The sequence below is a fragment of the Neorhizobium turbinariae genome, from assembly GCF_023223505.1.
In the GTDB taxonomy this organism is placed as follows: domain Bacteria; phylum Pseudomonadota; class Alphaproteobacteria; order Rhizobiales; family Rhizobiaceae; genus Neorhizobium; species Neorhizobium turbinariae.
Genome location: NZ_JALPRY010000024.1, coordinates 62,520 through 86,470, shown reverse-complemented (window position 1 = coordinate 86,470; position 23,951 = coordinate 62,520). Strand labels below are relative to the sequence as shown.

Annotated in this window: 24 protein-coding genes; 8 read left to right on the top strand and 16 right to left on the bottom strand. The window is 61.6% G+C overall.

Going from position 1 to position 23,951, the window contains the following annotated elements; all coding sequences use genetic code 11:
• Position 1: 1 nt before the first annotated feature.
• The 7 genes from M0654_RS19575 to M0654_RS19545 all read left to right on the top strand — a co-directional run bounded on the left by M0654_RS19575 (position 2) and on the right by M0654_RS19545 (position 9,516).
• The gene (locus M0654_RS19575) at positions 2-793 is read left to right on the top strand and encodes an ABC transporter ATP-binding protein (protein WP_248684510.1); all 792 of its coding nucleotides are present in this window, start codon (positions 2-4) and stop codon (positions 791-793) included.
• Complete coding sequence (locus tag M0654_RS19570) at positions 783-1,676, top strand: ABC transporter permease (protein ID WP_248684509.1); 894 nt, start codon at positions 783-785, stop codon at positions 1,674-1,676. The genes M0654_RS19575 and M0654_RS19570 overlap by 11 nt, the downstream gene beginning before the upstream one ends.
• Positions 1,673-2,800 carry an ABC transporter permease gene (locus M0654_RS19565; RefSeq protein WP_248684508.1) on the top strand — a complete coding sequence of 376 codons (1,128 nt, stop codon included), beginning with the start codon at positions 1,673-1,675 and terminating at the stop codon, positions 2,798-2,800. The genes M0654_RS19570 and M0654_RS19565 overlap by 4 nt, the downstream gene beginning before the upstream one ends.
• Positions 2,801-2,853: 53 nt before the next feature.
• Positions 2,854-3,819 (top strand): ABC transporter substrate-binding protein, encoded by a 966-nt coding sequence (locus M0654_RS19560; RefSeq protein WP_248684507.1) that lies wholly within the window; start codon positions 2,854-2,856, stop codon positions 3,817-3,819.
• A 287-nt stretch (positions 3,820-4,106) separates the two neighbouring features.
• Positions 4,107-5,303 (top strand): efflux RND transporter periplasmic adaptor subunit, encoded by a 1,197-nt coding sequence (locus tag M0654_RS19555; protein WP_248684506.1) that lies wholly within the window; start codon positions 4,107-4,109, stop codon positions 5,301-5,303.
• An 11-nt stretch (positions 5,304-5,314) separates the two neighbouring features.
• A complete protein-coding gene (locus tag M0654_RS19550; RefSeq protein ID WP_248684505.1) occupies positions 5,315-8,650 on the top strand; it encodes an efflux RND transporter permease subunit in 3,336 nt (1,111 codons plus the stop codon).
• 173 nt (positions 8,651-8,823) lie between these two features.
• A complete protein-coding gene (locus tag M0654_RS19545) occupies positions 8,824-9,516 on the top strand; it encodes a Crp/Fnr family transcriptional regulator (RefSeq protein WP_248684504.1) in 693 nt (230 codons plus the stop codon).
• 19 nt (positions 9,517-9,535) lie between these two features.
• Here the strand turns inward: M0654_RS19545 and M0654_RS19540 are convergent, their stop codons facing one another.
• The 10 genes from M0654_RS19540 to M0654_RS19495 are packed head-to-tail and all read right to left on the bottom strand — an operon-like array spanning position 9,536 to position 16,703.
• Positions 9,536-10,222: a DUF6891 domain-containing protein gene (locus M0654_RS19540; protein WP_248684503.1), complete on the bottom strand. Its 687-nt coding sequence runs from the start codon at positions 10,220-10,222 to the stop codon at positions 9,536-9,538.
• 12 nt (positions 10,223-10,234) lie between these two features.
• Complete coding sequence (gene ureG, locus M0654_RS19535) at positions 10,235-10,846, bottom strand: urease accessory protein UreG (protein WP_248684502.1); 612 nt, start codon at positions 10,844-10,846, stop codon at positions 10,235-10,237.
• 39 nt (positions 10,847-10,885) lie between these two features.
• Positions 10,886-11,557 (bottom strand): urease accessory protein UreF, encoded by a 672-nt coding sequence (locus M0654_RS19530; protein WP_248684501.1) that lies wholly within the window; start codon positions 11,555-11,557, stop codon positions 10,886-10,888.
• A gap of 6 nt (positions 11,558-11,563) precedes the next feature.
• Positions 11,564-12,031, bottom strand: coding sequence for an urease accessory protein UreE (gene ureE / locus M0654_RS19525; RefSeq protein ID WP_248684500.1), 468 nt, complete (start codon positions 12,029-12,031; stop codon positions 11,564-11,566).
• Between the two features lie 10 nt (positions 12,032-12,041).
• Positions 12,042-13,751 carry an urease subunit alpha gene (gene ureC / locus M0654_RS19520; RefSeq protein ID WP_248684499.1) on the bottom strand — a complete coding sequence of 570 codons (1,710 nt, stop codon included), beginning with the start codon at positions 13,749-13,751 and terminating at the stop codon, positions 12,042-12,044.
• Positions 13,752-13,802: 51 nt separating this feature from the next.
• Positions 13,803-14,210 (bottom strand): lysozyme inhibitor LprI family protein, encoded by a 408-nt coding sequence (locus M0654_RS19515; RefSeq protein WP_248684498.1) that lies wholly within the window; start codon positions 14,208-14,210, stop codon positions 13,803-13,805.
• Complete coding sequence (locus M0654_RS19510; RefSeq protein WP_248684497.1) at positions 14,207-14,512, bottom strand: urease subunit beta; 306 nt, start codon at positions 14,510-14,512, stop codon at positions 14,207-14,209. Before M0654_RS19510 ends, M0654_RS19515 begins: the two co-directional genes overlap by 4 nt.
• Positions 14,513-14,531: 19 nt before the next feature.
• Positions 14,532-14,834 carry an urease subunit gamma gene (locus tag M0654_RS19505; protein ID WP_118850274.1) on the bottom strand — a complete coding sequence of 101 codons (303 nt, stop codon included), beginning with the start codon at positions 14,832-14,834 and terminating at the stop codon, positions 14,532-14,534.
• Between the two features lie 34 nt (positions 14,835-14,868).
• A complete protein-coding gene (locus M0654_RS19500; protein WP_248684496.1) occupies positions 14,869-15,693 on the bottom strand; it encodes an urease accessory protein UreD in 825 nt (274 codons plus the stop codon).
• A complete protein-coding gene (locus tag M0654_RS19495; RefSeq protein WP_248684495.1) occupies positions 15,630-16,703 on the bottom strand; it encodes an alpha/beta hydrolase family esterase in 1,074 nt (357 codons plus the stop codon). The genes M0654_RS19500 and M0654_RS19495 overlap by 64 nt, the downstream gene beginning before the upstream one ends.
• A 515-nt stretch (positions 16,704-17,218) precedes the next feature.
• Between M0654_RS19495 and M0654_RS19490 the strand changes: the two genes are divergently transcribed.
• Positions 17,219-18,880, top strand: a complete 1,662-nt coding sequence (locus M0654_RS19490; RefSeq protein ID WP_248684494.1) for an alpha-amylase family protein — start codon at positions 17,219-17,221, stop codon at positions 18,878-18,880.
• A 64-nt stretch (positions 18,881-18,944) separates the two neighbouring features.
• Here M0654_RS19490 and M0654_RS19485 read toward each other — a convergent pair whose 3' ends face one another.
• From M0654_RS19485 to livM, 6 genes are all read right to left on the bottom strand, one after another.
• A complete protein-coding gene (locus M0654_RS19485) occupies positions 18,945-19,181 on the bottom strand; it encodes a hypothetical protein (protein ID WP_118850278.1) in 237 nt (78 codons plus the stop codon).
• 157 nt (positions 19,182-19,338) lie between these two features.
• Entirely contained in the window at positions 19,339-20,454 is a 1,116-nt protein-coding gene (locus M0654_RS19480; RefSeq protein WP_118850279.1) for a branched-chain amino acid ABC transporter substrate-binding protein, read from the bottom strand.
• A gap of 139 nt (positions 20,455-20,593) precedes the next feature.
• Positions 20,594-20,947 (bottom strand): DUF6867 family protein, encoded by a 354-nt coding sequence (locus M0654_RS19475; protein ID WP_248684493.1) that lies wholly within the window; start codon positions 20,945-20,947, stop codon positions 20,594-20,596.
• A 9-nt stretch (positions 20,948-20,956) separates the two neighbouring features.
• Positions 20,957-21,685 (bottom strand): ABC transporter ATP-binding protein, encoded by a 729-nt coding sequence (locus M0654_RS19470; RefSeq protein WP_248684492.1) that lies wholly within the window; start codon positions 21,683-21,685, stop codon positions 20,957-20,959.
• Positions 21,685-22,563: an ABC transporter ATP-binding protein gene (locus tag M0654_RS19465; protein ID WP_118850282.1), complete on the bottom strand. Its 879-nt coding sequence runs from the start codon at positions 22,561-22,563 to the stop codon at positions 21,685-21,687. Before M0654_RS19465 ends, M0654_RS19470 begins: the two co-directional genes overlap by 1 nt.
• Positions 22,563-23,951 (bottom strand): high-affinity branched-chain amino acid ABC transporter permease LivM, encoded by a 1,389-nt coding sequence (gene livM / locus M0654_RS19460; protein WP_118850283.1) that lies wholly within the window; start codon positions 23,949-23,951, stop codon positions 22,563-22,565. The genes M0654_RS19465 and livM overlap by 1 nt, the downstream gene beginning before the upstream one ends.

Sequence of the window (23,951 nt, the reverse complement as noted above, 5' to 3'; positions counted from 1 at the left end):
TATGACAGAAAATCAGTCATCCGTCGTTTCAGCCAAGAAGCTGGGCCTTACATTTCAAACAAGCGACGGTCCGGTGCATGCGCTGTCGAACGTGGATCTGGAGGTCGGCAAAGGCGACTTCGTGTCCTTCATCGGACCATCCGGATGCGGCAAGACGACCTTTCTCAGGGTCATAGCCGATCTGGAGCAGCCGACATCGGGAAGCATCACCGTCAACGGCATGAGCCCCGAAGAGGCGCGAAAGTCGCGCTCCTACGGCTATGTCTTCCAGGCGCCTGCGCTTTATCCGTGGAGGACGATCGAAAAGAACATCGCCCTGCCGCTGGAGATCATGGGCCATTCCGCTGCCGAGCGGGCAAAACGCATCGATCGGACGCTGGACCTCGTGAATCTTTCGGGCTTCGGCAAGAAATATCCGTGGCAGCTGTCGGGCGGCATGCAGCAGCGTGCCTCGATTGCCCGCGCACTCGCCTTCGATGCCGATCTTCTGTTGATGGACGAACCGTTCGGGGCGCTGGACGAGATCGTTCGCGACCATCTGAACGAGCAACTGCTGAAACTCTGGGCGCGCACGCAGAAGACCATCTGTTTCGTGACCCATTCGATCCCTGAAGCCGTCTATCTCTCCACCAAGATCGTTGTCATGTCACCGCGCCCCGGGCGCGTGACCGACGTGATCGAGTCGACCCTTCCGCGGGAGCGGCCGCTGGAAATTCGCGAGACGCCGGAATTCCTGGAGATCGCTCACCGGGTACGTGAAGGCCTGCGAGCGGGGCACAGCTATGAAGAATAGCAGTCCCGACGGCTTTCGCAGCCACCTCATCCCCGTCTCGGTCATCCTGATCGCCATCGTAGCGATCTGGTACATGGCCGCCTTCTTCATGAACGCGCCGTTCCAGCGCGACCTCGACCGGCGCGGCAACGTGAGCTCCACGACGATCGAACTGATCGGGAAAACGATGGTGCAGCCGAAGCCGGTCCTGCCGGCGCCGCACCAGGTGGCGGTCAATGTCTTCGAGAACACGATGATGCGCAGCGTCACCTCGAGCCGCAGCCTGATCTACCATGGCTGGGTGACGCTCTCGTCGACTGTTGTCGGCTTTGCCTTCGGTACGCTGCTCGGCATCCTGATCGCGGTCGGGATCGTGCATGTCAAGGCGCTCGATCGCAGCCTCATGCCCTGGATCATCGCGTCTCAAACGGTGCCGATCCTGGCGATCGCACCGATGGTGGTGGTGGTGCTTGGCGCGATCAACATCACCGGCCTTGTGCCAAAGGCGCTGATCTCAACCTACCTGTCCTTCTTCCCGGTCGCGGTCGGCATGGTGAAAGGTCTGCGTTCACCTGAACTGATCCAGCTCGACCTGATGCGCACCTACAACGCCAGCGCCTCGCAGACATTCTGGAAACTGCGCGTTCCCGCCTCCATCCCCTACCTCTTTACCTCGATGAAGGTGGCGATTGCCGCAAGCCTTGTCGGCGCCATCGTCGGCGAACTGCCGACCGGTGCTGTGGCGGGCATCGGCTCCAAACTTCTGGCCGGCTCCTATTACAGCCAGACGATCGAGATCTGGGCGGCGCTCATCGTCGGCTCGCTGCTTGCTGCAGCTCTTGTCGCCATCATCGGCCTCATTGGCAGGCTTGTCGATCGCTCGATGGGCGGGAGGGCGGTATGATGCGGTTGAAGCGCAACTGGCAGGCATTCCTTGCCGCGCTCCTGGTGATCCTTTCACTCGCTTACCTTCCCCTCACCTCGACGCAAGCGACGGGGCCGCAGGGCAGCGGCACGCTGGTGGTCGCGGTGCTGGTGGTCGCGATCGTCGCCGTGGTCGCACTTGATGGCGCGGGCCACTATCTGCGCGCCATAGTGCTTTTTGTCGGGGCACACCTGCCGGCCTTCCTGCTGCTTGGCACCGTCACCGGCAATGAAGGGCAGATGTCGACCGCCTTCTTCCTGCTGATCGGCGCGAGCTGGCTGCTGGCCTGGGCCTGTGTCTCCGAACTCTCCTATCTCGCGCCCCGCTCCCACGGAGCCCAATGGCTGCTGCGGCTTCTGATCCCCGGCATCTTCGGCGCCTGGATCCTGATCCTCTGGGAAGCGGCGGTGCGCGGCTTCGGCGTTCCCTTCGTGCTCTTGCCGCCACCCTCCGCCATCGGCGCCCGCATCGCCGCCTCGCTTCCGGTGCTCTGGTCGGATGTCCGGCAAACGATCTTCAAGGCAGTGCTGTTCGGCTACATCCTCGGCTGCGCCAGCGGCTTCGTCGTGGCGATCCTTGCCGACCGCATCGGCTTCCTGCGGCGCGGGCTGCTGCCGATCGGCAACATGATGTCGGCGCTGCCGATTATCGGGGTGGCGCCGATCATGGTCATGTGGTTCGGCTTCGACTGGCAGTCCAAGGCCGCGGTCGTGACGATCATGACCTTCTTCCCGATGCTGGTGAACACGGTGGCCGGGCTTGCCGCGGCCGGGAACATGGAGCGCGACCTGATGCGTTCCTATGCCTCGAGCTACGGGCAGACCCTGGTGAAGCTGCGCCTGCCGGCCGCCATGCCCTTCATCTTCAACGCCTTGAAGATCAACTCGACGCTGGCGCTGATCGGTGCCATCGTGGCGGAATTCTTCGGGACGCCGATCGTCGGCATGGGCTTTCGCATCTCCACCGAGATCGGCCGCATGAACGTAGACATGGTCTGGGCCGAAATCGCTGTCGCGGCGGTCATCGGCTCTGCATTTTACGGCATCGTCGCGCTTGGCGAGCGGGCGACGACATTCTGGCATCCGTCTAACCGCAGGGGTTAGACGAGAATATCCGGCACTGCCCCACGGTGCCGGCAACAAAAGAGGGAACCGCAATGAAAAAGATGATGATGGCATTGATGGCCGGGGCGGTGTCGCTGATGGCCGCGCAGGCGCTGGCGGCCGACAAGGTGACGCTGCAGCTGAAATGGGTGGCCCAGGGCCAGTTCGGCGGTTATTTCGTCGCCAAGGACAAGGGCTTCTATGAAGAAGAAGGCCTGGACGTGACGATCAAGCCGGGCGGGCCGGACATTGCTCCGGAACAGGTGATCGCCGGCGGCGGTGCCGACGTGATCGTCGCCTGGATGGGTGGCGCCCTCGTGGCGCGCGAAAAGGGCGTGCCGCTCGTCAACATCGCCCAGCCCTACCAGAAGTCCGGCCTGCAGCTGATCTGCCCCAAGGATGGCCCGGTAAAAACCGAAGCTGACTTCAAGGGCCGCACGCTCGGCGTCTGGTTCTTCGGCAATGAATATCCGTTCTTCGCCTGGATGACCAAGCTTGGGTTGAGCACCGATGGCGGCCCGGACGGCGTGACCGTGCTCAAGCAGAGCTTCGACGTGCAGCCGCTCGTGCAGAAGCAGGCGGATTGCATCTCGGTGATGACCTATAACGAATACTGGCAGGCGATCGATGCCGGCTTCAAGCCGGAAGACCTGACGGTGTTCAACTACACCGAACTCGGCAACGACCTGCTCGAGGACGGCCTTTATGCCAGCGAAGAAAAGTTGAAGGACCCGACGTTCAAGGAAACCATGGTGAAGTTCGTCCGCGCCTCAATGAAGGGCTGGCATTACGCGCTGGAAAATCCGGATGAAGCGGCTGAAATCGTCATGGACAACGGCGGCCAGGACGAAAACCACCAGAAGCGCATGATGGGAGAAGTCGCAAAACTCATCGGTACCGGCAAGCTCGACATGGCGACCTATGATCGCACGGTAAAGGCGCTGATGGACCAGAAGATCATTAGCAAGATGCCGGAAAACGCTTACACGACAGAGATTACCGACGCAGCCTTGAAGTAGTACATCTGCAACGGAACGATCTTGACGGATGCGGGTTACATCACCCGCGTCCGCTCATTGACGTAAATCATAACCAAAAGTCATGTTTCATATAACAATGTCCGATTGATTTGTGCAGCGCAAACCCGTAAAACGACGGGCATTGAGGAATCTTTCGCAGCCAGTCTTGTAACCCCTTTGGGTGGTTACCACCTGAACTGGAAAAAGCACGCACTGAGGGGGGTGCGGCGAAACGGGTTTTGCCCGAGCGAAAAATTCTCCCCTAACTTCAGGTTGGAATTATTCGCATGTTTCGTACGTTCCCGAAGTCCGCCGGTATCACGGCTTTGGTCGCTTTGCTTGCGACCAGCGCAACTTATGCGCAGGAGCCTGCCGCACCCGCACAGGCGGAAATCAAGCTACCTTCGATTGTCGTCACCGAAACGGTGAAGAAGCCGCTGGTCGACCGTGTCATCTCCACCGGCACGATCAAGCCGGTTGAAGAGGTGTATGTCCAGCCGCTCGTCGAAGGCCTGTCCATCAAGGGCCTCAATGCCGATGTCGGCGACGAGGTGCAGGCCGACAGCGTGCTCGCCACGCTGAACGACGACGCGCTTCTTCTGCAGAAGAGCCAGCTCGAAGCGAACCGCGCCAAGGCAGAGGCCGGTGTTGCACAATACCAGGCGCAGGTCATCGAGGCAGAAGCGAACCTGGCAGACGCGACCCGGCAGCGAGATCGCACCAAGCGGCTGAGCACGAGCGGCACCAGTACTGTTTCTCAGCTCGAACAGGCAGAGGCACTGGTCGAGGTCGCCCAGGCGCGCCTCAACGCCGCCAAACAGGCCGTTGCCGTGGGCCAGTCGGACATCAAGGTGGTGGACGCACAGATCGCCGACATCGACCTGAAGCTCCAGCGCACCGGGGTGAAGACGCCGGTCGCCGGTATTGTGTCGGCGCGCACCGCCAAGATCGGCGCGATCGCCAGCGGCCAGGGCAATCCGCTTTTCACGGTCATCAAGGACGGCGAGATCGAACTCGTCGCTGACCTGTCCGAATCCGACATCCGCAAGATCAAGGTCGGACAGAAGGCCATGGTGACCGTTGCCGGTGGTCGCAACAAGATCGAAGGCAAGGTAAGGCTCGTTTCCCCAACCGTTGATCCGACGACGCGCCTCGGTGCGGTTCATGTCGTGATCAACGACGATGAAACCGGCGCCCGTGCCGGCATGTATGCCAGTGCAGAAATCATCATTGCGGAAGAAGAAGGGCTCGCCCTGCCGCTTTCCGCCGTCACGACTGGCCGCGAGGGTTCCACCGCGCGCAAGGTCGAAGACAATGTCGTCAAGCAGGTGAAGATCGAAATCGGAATCCAGGATGGCGGCTTCATTCAGGTCGTCAGCGGCCTTGAGGCCGGCGACCTGGTCGTGGCCAAGGCGGGTGCCTTTGTCCGTGACGGTGACAAGATCGCGCCAGTTCCGGCTGAGCCGGCTGCTGTTGGGAACTGAGGTCCTCCATCATGAACTTCTCCGCCTGGTCGATCCGTAACCCCATTGCGCCGCTGCTCGGCTTTGCCTTGCTGCTTGTCGTCGGCATGCAATCCTTCTTCGGGCTGCCGATCACCCGCTTCCCGAACATCGACGTTCCGGTCGTGTCGATCACCGTCGTCCAGAGCGGCGCCGCACCCGCCGAGCTCGAAATGCAGGTGACGAAGGAGATCGAAGACGCAGTCGCCTCTATCAGCGGCATTGATGAAATCCAGTCGACCGTGACCGACGGGCAGTCGCAAACGGTTGTCGTCTTCCGTATCGAAAAGCCGACGGAAGAGGCTGTCCAGGACACCAAGGACGCGATCGACAAGATCCGCAGCGACCTGCCGGCCGGCATCGAAGAGCCGGTCGTCACCAAGGTCGATGTCGAAGGCCAGGCGATCCAGACCTTCGCCGTCACCTCGCCCAACATGACGCTCGAAGAGCTGTCCTGGTTCGTGGACGACACGATCAAGCGCAGCCTGCAGGGCCAGCCGGGCGTCGGCAAGATCGACCGCTACGGCGGTGCCGACCGCGAAGTGCGCGTGTCGCTCAACCCCGCCAAGCTGGATGCCTATGGCATCACGGCAGCGGACGTGAGCAACCAGCTGCGCGGCACCAATGTCGATCTCGGCTCCGGCCGCGGCCAGGTGGCTGGCAACGAGCAGACGATCCGCACGCTCGGCGACGCCCGCAGCGTGCCGCAGCTTGCCAACACGACGATCACGCTGCCGAATGGCCAGTTCGTGAAGCTGTCCGAGCTGGGCGCGATCACCGACACCTATGAGGAGCCGAAGTCGTTCTCGCGCTTCAACGGCAGTCCGTCGGTCACCTTTGCCGTGTTCCGCGCCAAGGGCGCCAGTGAAGTCTCTGTGTCAGAGACCGTGGCGGAAAGCCTGGACGAGGTGCGCAAGGCGCATCCGGACGTCTCGATTGAGATGGTCGATGACTCGGTCTACTTCACCTATGGCAACTACGAGGCCGCGCTCCACACCCTGATGGAAGGCGCACTGCTTGCCGTTATCGTCGTGTTCCTGTTCCTGCGGAACTGGCGCGCCACGCTGATTGCCGCCGTTGCCTTGCCGCTTTCGGCGATCCCGACCTTCTGGATCATGGACGTCATGGGGTTCTCGCTGAACCTCGTGAGCTTCCTGGCGCTGACGCTCGCGACCGGTATCCTGGTTGATGACGCAATCGTCGAGATCGAGAACATCGCCCGCCATATCAAGATGGGCAAGACGCCCTACAAGGCGGCGCTCGAGGCAGCGGACGAGATCGGCCTCGCCGTTATCGCGACGAGCTTCACGATTATCGCGGTCTTCGTGCCGGTCTCCTTCATGCCGGGCATCCCGGGCCAGTACTTCATCCAGTTCGGCCTGACGGTCGCCTTCTCCGTCTTCTTCTCGCTGATGGTGGCGCGTCTCATCACCCCGCTGATGGCCGCCTACCTGATGAGCCCTGAAGACGGGATGGACGAGCACCACGACAAGGACGGCTGGATCATGCGCGGCTATACGCGCCTCGTCACCGGCACGACCCGCAAGTGGTACTGGCGCTACACGACGCTGATGGCGGCAATTGCCTTCCTCATCGGCTCGATGATGCTTCTCGCCCAGGTTCCGGGCAGCTTCCTGCCGCCGGACGATAGCTCGCGCGTCGTGCTTTCGGTGGAACTGCCGCCGAACGCCACCCTGGACGAGACGGCCGCTTCGACCGATACCATCTACGATGCCGTGCGCGATATCGACGGCGTCCAGAGCGTCTTCGTGTTGGGTGGTGCCTCCCCGAAGGGCGACCTCGAGCTTCGCCGCGCGACTGTGCGTGTGATCTTGAAGAATATCGACCATTCGTTGCTCAAGACCATCGTCAACAAGGGCCTGGGAGGCCTCCCGGTGGTGGGCGACCTGATCCCGAAGATCAAGGATAAGGGCCGCACCCGTCCGCAATGGGATGTCGAGAAGGAAATCTTCGCGGCCGTCAGTTCCATCCCCGATGTCCGCATCTCCAAGGTCAATGACCGCGCCGAGCGTGAGCTGTCGTTCAACTTCCTGTCCACCAACGAGGAGGACCTGAACGAGGCGGTCAGCATCCTGGAATCGAAGCTGCGCGCCTCGCCGATCCTGGCGAACGTGTCTTCGGAAGGCGCCCTGCCCCGTCCGGAACTGCAGATCCGTCCGCGGATGGACCAGGCATCGCGCCTCGGCATCACGCCGCAGCAGATCTCGCAGACGGTGCGCGTCGCCACGATCGGTGACGTGGATGCGCAGCTTGCCAAGATCTCGCTCGACGATCGCCAGATCCCGATCCGGGTGCAGGCATCGCTTGACGTGCGTCGCGATCTCGCAGCGATCCGCTCGCTGAAGATCAAGACGGCCACCGGTGCGACGGTGCCGCTCTACAGCGTCGCAGACATCGACTACGCGGAAGGTCCAAGCTCGATCAAGCGCAACGACCGCAACCGCGTCGTGTCCATCGGCTCCGACGTGCCCTTCGGCACCGCGCTCGATACGGCAACGGACGAGTTCAAGCGCATCGTGGACTCCACCGAGTTCCCGAAGACCGTGCGTCTCGCCGAAAGCGGTGACGCAAAGGTCCAGGCCGAAATGACGCAGAGCTTCGGCAATGCCATGCTGCTCGGCTTGATGCTCGTGCTCGTGGTGCTGATCCTGCTCTTCAAGGATGTGATCCAGCCGTTCACCATCCTGTTCTCGCTGCCGCTCGCAATCGGCGGCGTGGCGGTGGCGCTGATCATCACCCAGAACTCGCTCTCCATGCCTGTTCTGATCGGCATCCTGATGCTGATGGGCATCGTGACGAAGAACGCCATCCTGCTCGTCGATTTCGCAATCGAGATGAAGCGGCACGGGCTGGAGCGCGTTCATGCCATGGTGGAAGCTGGGCGCAAGCGTGCCCGCCCGATCATCATGACCTCGATCGCCATGTCCGCCGGCATGCTGCCGTCCGCTCTCGGCGTCGGCGAAGGTGGTTCGTTCCGTGCCCCGATGGCAATTGCGGTGATTGGCGGCATTATCGTCTCGACCGTGCTGTCGCTGGTCGTGGTTCCATCCTTCTTCCTCATCATGGACGACCTGTCGCGCCTGCTCGGCCGCATCTTCGGCCGCCTCGTTGGCAAGAAGGAAGAGGAAGACCTGGGCCTGACGACGGAAGAACTCAGCAAGGAAGCCCGCAAGAACGCCCAGGCGATCCAGACCCTTGAGGAGCGGCTGGCGCATATCGAGCGCCAGACCAGCGCCAACGACGACCGGTCGCCGGGCACGCATGCCAGCAGCAAGGTACTTCGCCTGCCGCCGATGGCTGCCGAATAACCGCTGCATTCAAGCTAAGACATCAAGCGCCGGGCCCTCAGGGTCCGGCGCTTTTCGTTGCCAAACTGGATTTTATAGCCGGCCCGCCTGCAGTTTGATCAATGTCAAAACGCAATGTTCCCGAGACGCTATCGTGCGCGGCGATCAAGCAGCTCAATCGGACATCGGGGACGATGAATACCAACCTAAAGCTCAGCAGTCGTGACCACGCAATGCTCATGAAGACACCGTTCATGTCGAACCTGAGCAGCGCATCGGCTGCGCGTGTGATGGCGGCGATGACGGTCTCCAGCCTGCCGGCCCGCCACCTGATCTTTCGCGACGGCGAGACGGCAAGCTCCTTCTTCTGCGTCCTGGGCGGCTATGTGCGCCTCTACCGCCTGAACCGTGAAGGCCGCGAAGCGGATCTCAGGATCTGCGGCCCGGGCGATACCTTCGCCGAATGCCTGCTGTTTGGCGACAGAAGGTACCGCTACCACGCGCAGACGGCAGAATCCGCAACGGTAGCCGCATTCGACCTCAAGGCTGTCCGCGCACTTGCCGAGCAGGAACGGGATGTGGCGGCCGCCCTCCTTACGATGCTCTCTCAACACCTGCTGACGACGCTGGACTGCGTCGCCAATGACCGGCTGCATACGGCGCCGCAGCGGGTCGCGAACTATATCCTTGCCCATTGTCCCGTGGATGGCGGCCCGGCGGCGGTGCGCCTGCCTTTCCAGAAGAGCCTGCTCGCGGGCCAGCTTGGCCTAGCGCCGGAAGCCCTGTCTCGTGCCTTCTCCAAGCTGCGCGAGATCGGCGTCACGGTTCGCGGACGCATCATCCAGGTAGGCGACGTGCAGGCGCTGCGGGACGTCCTGCGGACTTGATGGAGGGGCGGTACCGCCCTCAGAGCACTGTATCCTCGAAACCGATCGCGGGGCTGCGCTTCTGCCACTCGAAGGGCGTGATCAGCATCTTCTTGCCGATGTCGCCGCTCCAGGTGGCACGAAGCCCCTTCTTGGCGAGCGTCTCGATGATCTCCTCGGCGATCACCGACGTGTTTTGCACCCGATTCTGGAACGCGCCGAAGGTGAGGTAAAGGGAGTCGCCCGCCAGGGCCGCGGTGATGTCCTCGTCGCCGTAAAAAACGAAGCCCTCGGACCCGACGCCCACTTCCTTGCGCATCTGATATTCCGCGGCGACCTCGGCAAAGGCATCCGCCTGGGTAACACCGGCATCATGAAGCGCGATGACGCCATTCGCCCGCAGCACGACAAAGGCTGAATCCAGCCGATCCCAATCTGTCCTCGGCGGCCAATCCGCCTCCTCTCGAAGCTTCAGGGCAAACTGCCGCTCGATCTCTTCCGCCAGCCATTGGCGGTCCGCCTGGCTTAACAGGCTGGGCTGCGGGTAACCTTCGAGCACGATGTCGAGGATCGCGTCCTGCGCCTCAAAGCCGCTCCAGACGAGCCGCCGGATCTCGGCCGCGGCATCCGCCTGGTCGACGGCAACGGTCGCGACCTCATGAGCGGTCTCTTCGTCTGGCTTGGGTGGAAACCACCGCGCCAGGAGGAGTTTGATAAGTTCTAGCATCCGACCATGGCTTCAAAGCCCGCCCTGCTGCTTCAGGAAGCGCACGACATGGTCGACGCCCTCCCCGCGCTTGAGGTCGGTAAACACATGCGGCTTCATCTCGCGCATCCGCGCCGCGTCACGATCCATGACATCGATATCGACGCCCACGTAAGGCGCGAGATCCTTCTTGTTGATGACCAGAAGATCGGAGCGGGTGATGCCTGGCCCACCCTTTCGCGGGATTTCCTCACCCTGGCAGGTGGAGATGACATAGATGGTAATGTCGGCAAGGTCGGGCGAGAAGGTCGCGGCGAGATTATCGCCACCTGACTCGATAAAGATCACGTCGAGATCCGGGATGCGATCATTGAGCCCGGCAATAGCCTGCAGGTTGATCGTTGCATCCTCGCGGATCGCCGTATGCGGGCACCCGCCGGTTTCCACGCCGACGATGCGGTCGGAGGAAAGGGCCTGCATGCGCACCAGCGCCTCGGCATCTTCGCGGGTGTAGATGTCGTTGGTGACGACGGCCACCGAATAGTCCTCGCGCATGGCCTTGCAAAGTTTTTCCGTCAACGCCGTCTTGCCGGAGCCGACCGGGCCGCCGATGCCGACCCGCAGAGGACCATTTGCCGATTTCATGTGCCGTCCTTTCAATCCGTCCAAATTCTAGGCCGTACCTCAGCTCCGGAACAGGCGCGAATGCTGTGTCTCATGCCGAAGTGAAGCGATCTCCGCCTGCACCGTTGCCGTGCCGAGATCATCAAGCGTCAGGGCCGCTGCCCGGCTCGTCAGCGCTTCGATCGGCTCCTCGAGCTTGGCGAGGATGCCGACGCCTTCCGTTTGACCGCAACAGCCGAGCCTGATGCCGGCCGACACCGCCTGCGAGACCGCCGCATGCAGGTAAGCCGCAAGCGCCTGCTCTACCGGAACGCCATGGGCGGCCGCGACAGCGCCAACGGCTACCGGATAAGGAATGTCCTTTGGCACGCGATGCAGAACCTCGTCGGGCCATGCGGCTGCGGCCGCGGTGAAGGCCTTGCCGAGCGAAAGAGTTTCGGTGAAGCGCTCCGCCGATCCGGCCAGCGCCAGGCCCAGCTCAGAGAGTTCCTGCAGCCGGGCCCGATCGTCCGCGCCGCGCCATGCCTCAACGAACAGCACCGCGTCTGTCCACAGCGCTCCGTGATGCATCACCACATGCAGCCAAGCGCCGAGGTCTTCACCGCTCTTCACCAGCCCATCGGCAACGGCCCGCTCCAACCCACCGGACCAAGCAAAGCCGCCGATGGGGAAGGCCGGCGACAGCCAGGCCATCAGTCGCAACAGGGCCCGTGTCTGGGAATTCTCGTTCACAACCGGTCAGTGTCCGTGGTGATCGTAAGAATGACTGTGGCCATGCGAATGATAGGCGCCCCGCGCCGGCTGGAAACCTTCCTCAACCTCGCTGACGGTGGCACCAAGCCCCTCCAGCATCGCGCGGATCACATGGTCGCGCAGGATCAGGATACGGCCTTCCTCAATCTGCGCCGACAGGTGCCGGTTGCCCAGATGCCAGGCGAGCTCGATGAGATGCAGCGTGTCGCGCCCCTTCACCTCGAACAACTTTTCTGGCGCCGCCCTTACCTCGATCGTATCGCCATTCTCCAGTACCAGCCGGTCGCCATGGTGGAACAGCACGGCCTCCTTCAGGTCCAGCATCACCATGTCGCCATTCGAGAGGTGGAGCAGCTTGCGGCGCAGGTGGCGAAGATCGTGCGGCAGCGTCACGACATCGATCGGCGGATCACTGACTTCACCGGCCGGGCGGTAGGAATGAATATGTTGCATGCAGGTGTCCTTAGAACAGGAAGTAGCGCTGCGCCATGGGCAGCAAGGTGGCCGGTTGGCAAGTCAACAGTTCGCCATCGGCGCGCACTTCATAGGTTTCCGGATCGACCTCCACATGCGGGGTGGCCGAATTATGGATCATCGATGCCTTGCCGATGCCGCCGCGCACATTCTTCACAGCGACCAGTTTCTTGGCGACGCCAAGCCGCTGCGCAAGCACGCCATCCAGCGACGCCTGGGAAACGAAGGTAACGGAAGAGTTTGTGCGCAGCTTCCCGTAAGCAGCAAACATCGGCCGGTAATGCATCGGCTGCGGCGTCGGGATCGACGCGTTCGGATCGCCCATCGGCGCCGCGGCAATCGACCCGCCCAGCAGCACCATTTCCGGCTTCACCCCAAAGAAGGCCGGGCTCCAGAGCACGAGGTCGGCGCGCTTGCCGACTTCGACGGACCCGATTTCATGCGACACGCCATGGGCGATGGCCGGATTGATCGTGTATTTGGCGATGTAGCGCTTGACGCGGAAATTGTCGTTATCGCCGGTCTCTTCCCTCAGCTGGCCGCGCTGGCGCTTCATCTTGTCGGCGGTCTGCCAGGTGCGGATCGCGACCTCGCCGACGCGGCCCATAGCCTGGCTGTCCGAGGAGATGATCGAAAAGGCGCCGATGTCGTGCAGGATGTCTTCAGCCGCGATCGTCTCCTTGCGGATGCGGCTTTCGGCAAAAGCGATATCTTCCGGGATCGACGGTGACAGGTGATGGCAGACCATCAGCATGTCGAGGTGCTCAGCGAGCGTATTGACCGTATAGGGCCGGGTCGGATTGGTCGATGACGGGATGACGTTGGGGTTGCCGCAGACCTTGATGATGTCGGGTGCGTGCCCGCCGCCCGCGCCCTCGGTGTGGAACGCATGGATGGTGCGGCCCTTGATGGCGGAGATCGTGTCCTCCACGAAGCCGCTTTCGTTCAACGTATCGGTGTGGATCATCACCTGCACGTCGTATTGGTCGGCGACGGTGAGGCAGTTGTCGATCGCCGCCGGCGTCGTGCCCCAGTCCTCGTGCAGCTTCAGAGACGATGCCCCCGCAAGGATCATTTCCTCCAGCGGTGCCGGCAGCGAGGCATTGCCCTTGCCGGCAAGGGCGAGGTTCATCGGGAAGGCATCGAAGCTCTCGATCATCCGCTCGATGTGCCAGGCGCCGGTGCAGGTGGTGGCGAGCGTGCCGTGCGCCGGGCCGGTGCCGCCGCCGAGCATGCAGGTGACGCCGCTTATCAGCGCCTCCTCGATCTGCTGCGGGCAGATGTAGTGGATATGCGCATCCATGCCGCCGGCCGTCAGGATCTTGCCCTCGCCCGCGATTGCTTCGGTCGATGGACCCACGATGATCGTCACGCCCGGCTGCGTATCCGGATTGCCGGCCTTGCCTATGGCATGGATGCGCCCGTCCTTGAGGCCCACATCAGCCTTGTAGATACCGCTATGGTCGACAATCAGCGCATTGGTGATGACGGTATCCACTGCTCCCTCGGCACGCGTCGCCTGGCTCTGGCCCATGCCGTCGCGGATCACCTTGCCGCCGCCGAACTTCACCTCTTCGCCATAGGTGGTGAAGTCCTTCTCCACCTCGATGAAGAGTTCGGTATCAGCGAGACGCACCTTGTCTCCTGTGGTGGGGCCGAACATGGAGGCATAAGCCGCTCGGGACATCTTGTGGGGCATGGGCGGTCTACCTTGTCAAAGCGGGTCGGGTCATCGTCTGCAACGACCGGTCTAGAGATTGTCGGCGAGAGCCTTGAGTTCGTCGGTGCGCTTGAGCGTCAGTTCAGCCTGGCATTCGGCATTGAGTTGCGGCTCCATGGTGCCGCCATGCGCCTGATAAGCGAAGGCCTCGCACCAGGAATCCCGATAAGCCACCCAGGCACGCTGCGCCTTCACCAGCGCCGTGTCAAAACCCGCCTGCCCTTCCCCGGCATCGGCATCACGCGCCTTCGTCAACTTGCGCAGCGCCTGGTATTCGGCGTTTAGCGCGCGGTCGGCTTCGGCGAGGTCTTCACCGGCACACATGGTCATCTCGATCTGCTTCTGCGGGTCCTCGCAGTTCATCTGCGGCTGCTGCGCCACGGCCGGCACGTACGAGATGCCGGCAAACACGCCGAGCAGGAAAAGGACCCGTTTCACAAGGCACCCATGATCTTCTGCTGGAAACCGTAAACGGCACGGCGACCCGACAGCGGGATGAGCGTTACCTGCCGCGTCTGGCCGGGCTCGAACCGCACCGCCGTGCCTGCGGGGATATCAAGCCGCATGCCGCGTGCTTTCTCGCGATCGAAGACCAAGCCGTTGTTGGTCTCATAGAAATGGTAGTGGCTGCCGACCTGAACCGGGCGATCGCCGGTATTCGACACCTCGATCGTGACGGTCGGCGCGCCGGCATTCAGCTCGATTTCACCTGTTGCGGCAATGACTTCACCAGGGATCACGAATCAATCTCCCAACGCGTTAACGGATCGGTTCATGGACGGTGACAAGCTTGGTGCCGTCGGGAAACGTCGCCTCGACCTGCACGTCGTGGATCATCTCGGGGATGCCTTCCATCACCTGGTCGCGGGTGATGACATGCGCACCGGCCTCCATCAGGTCCGCAACCGAACGGCCGTCACGCGCGCCTTCGACGACGAAGTCGGTGATCAGGGCGATCGCTTCCGGGTAGTTCAACTTCACGCCGCGCTCCAGCCGGCGACGGGCAACCATGGCTGCCATGGAAATCAGCAGCTTGTCTTTTTCTCGTGGCGTCAGGTTCATTGGGATACCGCTTCGGGATGCAGGTTCGGCAAGGTCAGATGTTCCAGACTTTCGGCACTGGAGCGCCGTTACGCAATACGGAAATTACCGGTGTCAGGATTTTCCTCAGGGCATATCCATCGGCGGCAACAAGGCGCGCGATGATCTTGCCGTTCCAGGTGCTGGCGCCACCGGCCGTACCTTCCAGGCACGCACGCAGCTTCGGAAGAAGCGCGTCGGTCAGTGGCCCGGCATAGAAGAGTGTCGCGAAGGCGACCTGGCCGGAGAGCACCGCCGTCGCCCGGGTCAGGCGCTCAATCTCGCCCTCGAGCTTCATGTCTTCGGCATGGAGAAGTTGGCCATCGCGGCGGATGCGCCAGCGGTCGCGAAACGTGCCGTTGGCAACGGCCTCGCCCATTGCCTTGCGGCCAAGCAGAACGGCCTCCACGGCCAGGAATTCGGAAGTATCGGAAAGCTCGACATCAAGCCGCCGCGTCAGCGACGCCTGGTCGAAGAGGATGGTTTCCTGTGGCAGCCAATGCACCGATGCGCTTGGCCCGACGGAAATCCGGGTGGAAACCGAGGCGGTATCGGCGGATGCCTTGTAGATCTTTTCGTTCGCCTGCGTCGTCACCGAAAGCCGGGTGGAAGCCGCGGCGGCGACGGACCATTCGATCACGTCGCCGCCCGTCAGTCCCCCTGACGTATTGATGAGGATCGCCTCCATTTCAGGCGAAAACGTTTCCGGAAGGCGAATTTTTGCGCAGCCTTCCTGGAATAATTCGGCAAGCCGCGTGCGCCCGCCGAAAGCCTTGGTTACAAGGCGCCCTTTGCCCCTTGCCCGCTGCGGCGCATATCGATCGGCTGGTTGCTGCTGCACGATGTCCCCTGAAGCTCCGCCTGCATCTGGCAATCCGATGCAACGGCTGTGCCAGACTTGGGCGTTGCGCCGCCCTTCGCGGGAGAGGCAGTGGCAATCACATCCGTGCTGTCGGCCTTGCCGAAGAACTCCCACATCCGCGAGGCAGGATCAATATTCGTTTCGAACGAAGGCTTGCTCGGGGCAACCGCTGCAACCTTGGTGACGCTCGCCGCGCTATCCTTTGCGGCTGCAAGCACCGCTTCCGTCGCCGGAGCAGGCTTTGGCCATTCGTGGCCGCCGTTTTCGAAGGTATAGGCCGCGATGCGCGCGCCGTTCTTGCAGGTGCCGTAGAGGCTGAAGATCACGCCGTCGGCTCTCTTGGAGTCGCCGTTGCCGGTGCAGCCATCAAGCTCCGTCCAGCGCTGCACGGCCGTTTTGAAGCTGTACTGCCAATAAGCCTTGCCGCCACCGCCATAGGGGTTCGCGTGGTCCTTCACACCCGCAAAGGCGATGATCGAGATGGGCTTGGCCGGGCTGCAGTTGGTCTTGTCCGGCTCCCACTTGCCATCGCTCTGCACCGGGCGGCCGGCGCGCAGCGAATGAACGAAGCCAGCAGCCGAGAACACGTCCTGTCCGGAGCAGAGGAAGGCGGACAACATGCGTCCGCCACCGGAATAACCGGAGGCATAAATCCGCGACGGATCCACGCAGAACTGCTCCTTCACCGTATCGATCGCGGCGTGGATGTAGCCGATCTCGTCGCGGCCACCTTCCTGGGTCGTCACGTAAGGGACGTTCCAGGCATAGGTTCCGGAGGCGTTACCCGGTAGGCTGCCCTGCAAGGCGACGGCGATGAAGCCATTTTTCTCCGCAACCTTATCCCAGGAGCTTCTGTTCAGCTGGGATTCAGGATTGCTATGGCTACCATGGAGATCGAAAACAACAGGGACCTTGTCCTTGCCGGTGTAACCAGAAGGAATGAAATAGACTGCACGGCGCGGCGCGCCATCATCCGTCTCGATCGTCATTACGTGACGGCCTGGTTGAAGAGGTTGGCCGCAACCTGCAAAAGCGCCGCCGGTCATGGCGCCAAAAAAAACAGCTCCAACGGCAAAACTGCGTGCGAGAGCTGAACGTGAGAAGGTACCGGCAACGCAAGCAAAAGCCATCAACGCCTCATGGTGGGTGCTGTGTGTTCGTTATATGCGGGGTACATGCCCTGACTGGATCAGTGTGCCCAACCCGTCCGATGCAGTGTATCTAACACAGCTAAAAAGCCTTTAACAGGAACGATTTGTTGCACCCTGCCCCAAACATTCACCAGTAAATACTGGCGATATACACGCCTGGTTTGCCGCGTTTCTGCCGCATCTGCCATCGTTCTCAGGTATAACGGCACAGTCTTGCCATCTTCGTTGACACATTCCTAACGGCAGCCGCTTCACGCAGGTGATCCCGGCCGGAAATGGCGACCGCTTCTGCTCCTGGAACAAAATCGCGATAAACGGATTGCCCCCGGGACCCCCATCCTAGGAGCTACCGCGTGATCAACGACCTCTGGTACAAGAACGCCGTCATTTATTGCCTGTCCGTCGAGACCTTCATGGATGCCAATGGCGACGGTGTCGGGGACTTCCAGGGGCTGCAACGACGTCTCGATTACCTCGCGGGTCTCGGCGTCACGGCGATCTGGCTGATGCCTTTCCAGGTCTCCCCGCAGAAGGACGACGGCTATGACGTGTCCGACTACTACAATGTCGATCCACGCTACGGCACGCTGGGCGACTTCGTGGAGTTCACCCATGGCGCGAAGCAGCGCGGCATCCGCGTGCTGATCGACCTCGTCGTCAACCACACCTCCGACCAGCATCCCTGGTTCCAAGACGCGCGCACCGACCCGAACTCGTTCTACCGCGACTGGTATGTCTGGTCGGACAAGAAGCCGGCCAATGCCGACGAAGGCATGGTCTTTCCCGGGGTGCAGAAAACCACCTGGACCTATGACGAGAAGGCCAAGCAGTATTACTTCCACCGCTTTTTCAAGTTCCAGCCGGACCTCAACACCGCGAACCCGCATGTGCAGGCGGAGATCCTGAAGATCATGGGTTTCTGGATCCAGCTCGGCGTGTCCGGCTTCCGGATGGATGCCGTTCCCTTCGTGATCGACGAGAAAGGCGCCGAGGTCACCAAATCCAAGCCTCAATACGACATGCTGCGGACCTTCCGCGAATTCCTGCAGTGGCGCCAGGGTGACTCCGTCATTCTGGCGGAAGCCAATGTGGTACCGAAGGAAACGCTGAAATATTTCGGTGACGATGGCGACCGCATGCAGATGATGTTCAACTTCCACGTCAACCAGGCGATGTTCTACGCACTGGCGGCAGCCGATGCCGAGCCACTTGCCAAGGCCATCAATGAGACGCGGGACCGGCCGGCAACCGGTCAGTGGGGCCTATTCCTGCGCAACCACGACGAACTCGACCTTGGGCGCCTGACGGAAAAGCAGCGCCAGAAGGTGTTCCAGGAGTTCGGGCCGGACAAGGACATGCAGCTTTACGATCGCGGCATCCGCCGGCGCCTGGCGCCGATGCTGCAGAATGACCGGCGGCGGCTGGAACTCGCCTACAGCCTGATGTTCTCGCTGCCCGGAACCCCGGTGATCCGCTACGGCGACGAGATCGGCATGGGTGACGACCTGTCGCTACCCGAGCGCAACTGCGCCCGCACGCCGATGCAATGGTCGGACGAACCGCATGGCGGTTTCACGAAGAGCAACAAGCCGGTGCTGCCGGTGATCAGCGGCGGCCCGTTCGGCTTTGAGCACCTGAACGTGGCGCATCAGCGCCGGGAAACGAACTCTCTCCTCAACTGGACGGAGCGGCTGATCCGCATGCGCAAGGAAGCGCCCGAGATTGGCGTCGGCGTCTGCACGCCGGTCGAGACGAGCGACAAGGGCGTGCTGGCGCTGCGGTATGACTGGCGCGGCAACTCTGTGCTGCTGATCCATAACCTCAACTCGGTGCCGATCGAAGTGACCTTCGACGTCGGGCTGGAGGAGCACGGGAACAAACTGATCGACATCGCCGACCACGCCAACACCGAGGCGGACGAGAACGGCAAGCACAAGCTCCTGCTCGACGCCTATGGCTATCGCTGGTTCCGCGTCGGCGGGCTCGACTACCTTCTGCGGCGAACTGAGGTTTAAGGGAAGAGCGTCAAGGATGACCAGTGCCCATGTCTACAGGCACTGGATTCCGTCACAGTCCGCGTCAGTGGGTGACGCCGGAGGCAAAATATGCAGCGAGCGCCGGATCTTCTTCCAGATGGATCCGCCACTGGTCAGCGTCGATCTGGCCCGACCGGTAGCACTGGACAAGAAGCTCCTGCTCCCGGGTCAGCAGCGGCGGGTGCGCCTCATTCGCGACGACCTTTTCCGGGTCTGCGAGGCCTACCTCGACCAGGAAGCTGGTGATGGTGCCTTTGATATCTGAGACGTGCAATGACATGGGGCTGTTCTCCTGTTGTGCAGAAACCAACCCGTTTTCGCGGCGAATGTTCCGATGGCATGCTCCGCCCGGCCCTCACCGTCATGCCTGAACGCGAAAAAGCCCGGCAATACCGGGCTTCTCCAAAAGATCGAGAGATCTGGCCAGATGGCCGAAATCACATCTCGGTGTAGGTGTACTTGCCGTCGGCGCCCTTGCCCCACTTGTACATGACGTAGTCCGGACGGGTGATGTCGCCCTTTTCGTCGAAGCCGAGTTCGCCGATCGCGGTCTTCCACGGACCGGAAGACTTGATGGTTTCGGCAACCTTTTCGCTTTCGGTCGTGCCGGCCTTCTCCGCAGCCTGTGCGATAACCTGGAGGGCAGCGTAGGCGTAGAGCGTGTAGGCTTCCGGCTCGAAGCCAGACTTGCGGAACTTCTCAACGAGTTCGGTCGCAGCCGGGTTCTTGCGCGGATCCGGAGCAAACGTCATAAGCGTGCCGTCAACAGCGTCGCCAGCGATCGAAGCAAGTTCGTTCGAAACGATACCATCACCCGACATCATCGGAGCCTGGATGCCCTGGTCCTTCATCTGGCGCATGATCAGGCCAGCTTCGGTATGCAGACCGCCCCAGTAGACCAGCGTGACGCCAGCCTGCTTCATCTTGGCGATCAGAGCCGAATAGTCCTTGTCGCCCGGCGTTACGCCTTCGTAGATGACTTCCTTGAGGCCAGCTTCGTTCATGGCCTTCTTGGTTTCGTCGGCAAGACCCTGGCCGTAAGGCGTCTTGTCGTGAACGATGGCGATCTTGCCGTCCTTGAAGTTGTCGACGATGTACTTGCCGGCAACGCCGCCCTGCTGGTCGTCACGGCCGCAGGTACGGAACGTGTTCCACAGGCCGCGCTCGGTGAAGACCGGGTTGGTCGAGGCAGGGCTCACCTGGAGGATGCCGTTTTCAGCGTAGACTTCCGAAGCCGGGATCGAAACGCCGGAGTTGAAGTGGCCGATGACGTACTTCACGCCATCGGACGCGAACTTGTTGGCAACCGAAACGCCCTGCTTGGCGTCGGATACGTCGTCGCCGAGAACGATCTTGATCATCTCGCCGTTGATGCCGCCGGCAGCGTTGATGTCTGCAGCAGCCTGTTCAGCACCCTTCTGGAGCTGTGCGCCGAAGGCCGCGTTCGGGCCGGTGACCGGACCGCCAACGCCAACGAGAATATCAGCCCATGCGCTGCCGCTGAAAGCGACCATGGCGGTCAGCGCAACAGCCGAAAGAAGAGACTTCTTCATTGATTTACTCCCAGTTTTTTTAAGCGGGTCGAGTTAGTTAGCCAGGACGATACCCACCATGATCGTCCCGGTAATTGTTCCCTCAGGTTCCAGTTCTTGGATTGACCTGGAGCAATCTGAGGGCAGAAAACTCAAGCTGTCAATGCTTCTTCTTCCACCCGAAAGCGGAAGTCGGCTCGTACAGCCAGTAGTAGTTCTGCACCATCTGGCGCGTCCTGCGGATGCGAAAGCCGGCAATCGAAAACACCAGCAACACCACCACGTCGAGGAGGTAGTAGGTGGCGTTGATGAACGGCCCCTCGAACAGCGCGAAATGCATGAAACGCATTACGATGGCGAGGAGCAGCGTGTAGACGACGACCGTGCCAAGCCCGCTCCAGCCCTCGGCCACGGCCTTGCCGGTGCGCCATGCCGTCCAGAAGCCGAGGAGCAGCACCAGGAAGCGGAGCACGAAGTGCACGCCATCGGCTTCTTCAAAGAAAAGTCCCTGCATGTCGAACTCCTAATGCCTTCCGCCTTCGAGATAAGCCGCACGCACTTCCGGATTGGCGAGAAGCTCCTTGCCCGATCCCGACATGGTGACCTTGCCGTTGACCATGACGTAAGCCCGGTCGGAAAGCTTGAGCGCGGCAAAGGCGTTCTGCTCGACGAGGAACACGGTGAGCCCCTCTTCCGTGTTCAGTTTCTTGATCGCCTCGAAGATGCCCTTGACGATCAGCGGTGCGAGACCGAGCGAGGGCTCGTCCAGCAGGAGAAGCTTCGGACGCGCCATCAGTGCTCGGCCGATCGACAGCATCTGCTGCTCGCCACCTGACAGCGTACCGCCACGCTGGCTCTGACGCTCCTTGAGCCTCGGAAACAGCGTGAAGATCTTCTCGACGTCTTCCTTGAAGAATTTCAGGTTGTCGAGATTGGCACCCATCTGCAGGTTTTCCAGCACCGTCATGCGCGGGAAGATGCGCCGGCCTTCGGGCGACTGGGCAATGCGCTTGCGCGCGATCAGATGGGTCGGAAGTTTGGTGATGTCCTCGCCGTCGAAGATCACCTGGCCGTGGCGCGCCTGCGGGCTGCCACAGATGGTCATCATCAGGGTAGACTTGCCGGCGCCGTTGGCGCCGATGAGACTGACGATCTCGCCGCGGTTGACCTCGACATCGACACCTGCAAGCGCGCGAATGTTCCCGTAATAGGTTTCGACGCCCTGCACCTTAAGAAGCGCTTCACCGGCCATCAGTGATCGCCTCCCTCGAGTTCCACTGCAATTACCTCTTCCACCTCGTCATCCTCGACACCGAGATAGGCGGCGATGACCTTCGGATCGTTCTTCACGTGATCTGGCGTCCCGTCAGAAATCTTCTGGCCGTATTCCAGCACCACGACGTGATCCGAGATCTCCATGACGACAGACATGTCGTGCTCGATCAGCAGGATCGAAACGCCCTCGTCGCGGATCGCGTAGAGAAGCGTGTTAAGCGCCGCCGATTCACGCGGATTGAGGCCCGCGGCAGGCTCGTCGAGGCAAAGGAGTTCGGGACCGGTGCACATGGCACGGGCGATCTCGAGACGACGCTGCGCGCCATATGGAAGGTCGCCGGCCGGGTCGTCGGCGCGATCGATGAGTTCCGCCTTCTCCAGCCAGTAGCTTGCCTTGTCGATCGCAGCCTTGGCCGCATTGCGATAGGCCGGCAGGCCAAGCAGGCCGAGAATGGTGTAGCCGGACGCCTTCATCAGCGCGTTGTGCTGCGCCACCAGCAGGTTTTCCAGCACGGTCAGGCCCGAAAAGAGCCGGATGTTCTGGAAGGTACGGGCAACCTTGGCGGATTTGGTGATCTCGAAATCGTTCAAACGCTCGAGAAGATGTTCCTTCCCGTCCCGCTGCCGAAGCGTGATCATGCCCATCGTCGGCTTGTAGAAGCCGGTGATGCAGTTGAAGACGGTCGTCTTGCCGGCTCCGTTCGGGCCGATCAGCGCGGTGATCTCGCCGCGCCGGGCTTCGAAGGAGAGGTCGTTGATGGCCATCAGACCACCGAACTTCATCGACAGGTGCTCGACCTTGAGAAGGGTGTCGCCAGTAGTATTGGACGTCATCATGTCTGTTCCGAAGGTCATCAACCGTGACCTTCCTTGGTAAAGCTTCCGGAGACTGCCTTGCGCTGCTTCAAGAAGGCGGTGGGCTGTCGGCTACCGACAAAACCGCGGGGCTTAAAGAGCATGACGATGATCATCGCCAGGCCGAAGAGCAGCATGCGGTAGAGTTCCGGCGTGAAGTCTGGTCCGAAGATCAGCTTCAGGAATTCCATCTCGCGCAGAAGTTCGGTGCCGCCGACCATGACAACGGCCGCGATGGCGATACCTGTGAGCGAGCCCATACCGCCCAGAACAACGATCGCCAGGATGACGGCCGATTCCAGGAAGACGAAGCTTTCCGGCGAAACGAAGCCCTGGCGGGTTGCGAAGAAGGAGCCGGCAAAGCCGCCGAACATCGCGCCTGTTGCGAAGGCAGTGAGCTTGGTGGTGACGGTGTTGATGCCGAGCGAACGGCAGGCAATCTCGTCTTCGCGCAGCGCTTCCCATGCACGGCCGATCGGCATCCGGCGCAGCCTGATGGTGACGTAGGCTGTGAGCATGCAGAGCGCCAGGATCACGTAGAACAGGAAGATCTTGTACCAGGCCGAGGATGTGGCCAGGCCGAGTGCTTTCGGGAAATAGTCCGGCGCACCGACATTGAACGACCAGATGCCGAACACCGAGGCCTTTGCGATGCCGGAGATGCCGAACGTGCCCTTGGTGACGTCTGTCCAGTTCAGGAGAACGAGGCGGATGATTTCACCAAACGCGAGCGTCACGATGGCAAGGTAGTCACCGCGCAGGCGCAGCACCGGGAAGCCGAGGATAACGCCCCACATCGCGGCAAGAATACCCGCGAGCGGCAGCAGCACCCAGAAGGACAAGCCGAAGTAGGACGACAGGAGCGCGTAGGAATAGGCGCCGACCGCGTAGAAGGCGACGTAGCCGAGGTCGAGCAGGCCGGCGAGGCCAACCACGATGTTGAGACCCCAGGCAAGCATCACGTAGATGAGGATCTGGATACCGAAGTTGTCGACGTACTTCAGCGAACCCTGGGGCCCGAACAGCATCACCGACATAGGCGGATAGATCAGCAGCGCAATCAGCGCGATCTTGAGGAAGTGGCGATGGAAGAAGCCCTTCTCCTCGGAGATCTCCAGCACGCCGCTTTTCGCCTTGGCGAGCTTGCGACGGTCGATATGCGGCCGGATGAAGCCGACGGTGACGAAGCGGCCGACGGCAGCGATGATCACGAAGATCGCCAGCAGCCCCCAGCGGGTGCGCCAGACAAGCCTGTTGTCGATGTCCTGGTAGGTTTCGATGCCGACGAACAGCAGGAACATGCCGAAGGCGATGGCACCCGCGAAAGCGGCTTCGCGCAATGCCTTGGACATGATGTTCGTCGAACCGGTTTCGGAAGCGGCGTTCAT

Coding starts and splice junctions, on each gene's coding strand:
- M0654_RS19575 (WP_248684510.1), top strand. CDS start 2: ATGACAGAAAATCAGTCATCCGTCGTTTCAGCCAAGAAGCTGGGCCTT.
- M0654_RS19570 (WP_248684509.1), top strand. CDS start 783: ATGAAGAATAGCAGTCCCGACGGCTTTCGCAGCCACCTCATCCCCGTC.
- M0654_RS19565 (WP_248684508.1), top strand. CDS start 1,673: ATGATGCGGTTGAAGCGCAACTGGCAGGCATTCCTTGCCGCGCTCCTG.
- M0654_RS19560 (WP_248684507.1), top strand. CDS start 2,854: ATGAAAAAGATGATGATGGCATTGATGGCCGGGGCGGTGTCGCTGATG.
- M0654_RS19555 (WP_248684506.1), top strand. CDS start 4,107: ATGTTTCGTACGTTCCCGAAGTCCGCCGGTATCACGGCTTTGGTCGCT.
- M0654_RS19550 (WP_248684505.1), top strand. CDS start 5,315: ATGAACTTCTCCGCCTGGTCGATCCGTAACCCCATTGCGCCGCTGCTC.
- M0654_RS19545 (WP_248684504.1), top strand. CDS start 8,824: ATGAATACCAACCTAAAGCTCAGCAGTCGTGACCACGCAATGCTCATG.
- M0654_RS19540 (WP_248684503.1), bottom strand. CDS start 10,222: ATGCTAGAACTTATCAAACTCCTCCTGGCGCGGTGGTTTCCACCCAAG.
- ureG (WP_248684502.1), bottom strand. CDS start 10,846: ATGAAATCGGCAAATGGTCCTCTGCGGGTCGGCATCGGCGGCCCGGTC.
- ureE (WP_248684500.1), bottom strand. CDS start 12,031: ATGCAACATATTCATTCCTACCGCCCGGCCGGTGAAGTCAGTGATCCG.
- ureC (WP_248684499.1), bottom strand. CDS start 13,751: ATGCCCCACAAGATGTCCCGAGCGGCTTATGCCTCCATGTTCGGCCCC.
- M0654_RS19505 (WP_118850274.1), bottom strand. CDS start 14,834: ATGAACCTGACGCCACGAGAAAAAGACAAGCTGCTGATTTCCATGGCA.
- M0654_RS19495 (WP_248684495.1), bottom strand. CDS start 16,703: ATGACGATCGAGACGGATGATGGCGCGCCGCGCCGTGCAGTCTATTTC.
- M0654_RS19485 (WP_118850278.1), bottom strand. CDS start 19,181: ATGTCATTGCACGTCTCAGATATCAAAGGCACCATCACCAGCTTCCTG.
- M0654_RS19480 (WP_118850279.1), bottom strand. CDS start 20,454: ATGAAGAAGTCTCTTCTTTCGGCTGTTGCGCTGACCGCCATGGTCGCT.
- M0654_RS19475 (WP_248684493.1), bottom strand. CDS start 20,947: ATGCAGGGACTTTTCTTTGAAGAAGCCGATGGCGTGCACTTCGTGCTC.
- M0654_RS19470 (WP_248684492.1), bottom strand. CDS start 21,685: ATGGCCGGTGAAGCGCTTCTTAAGGTGCAGGGCGTCGAAACCTATTAC.
- M0654_RS19465 (WP_118850282.1), bottom strand. CDS start 22,563: ATGACCTTCGGAACAGACATGATGACGTCCAATACTACTGGCGACACC.
- livM (WP_118850283.1), bottom strand. CDS start 23,951: ATGAACGCCGCTTCCGAAACCGGTTCGACGAACATCATGTCCAAGGCA.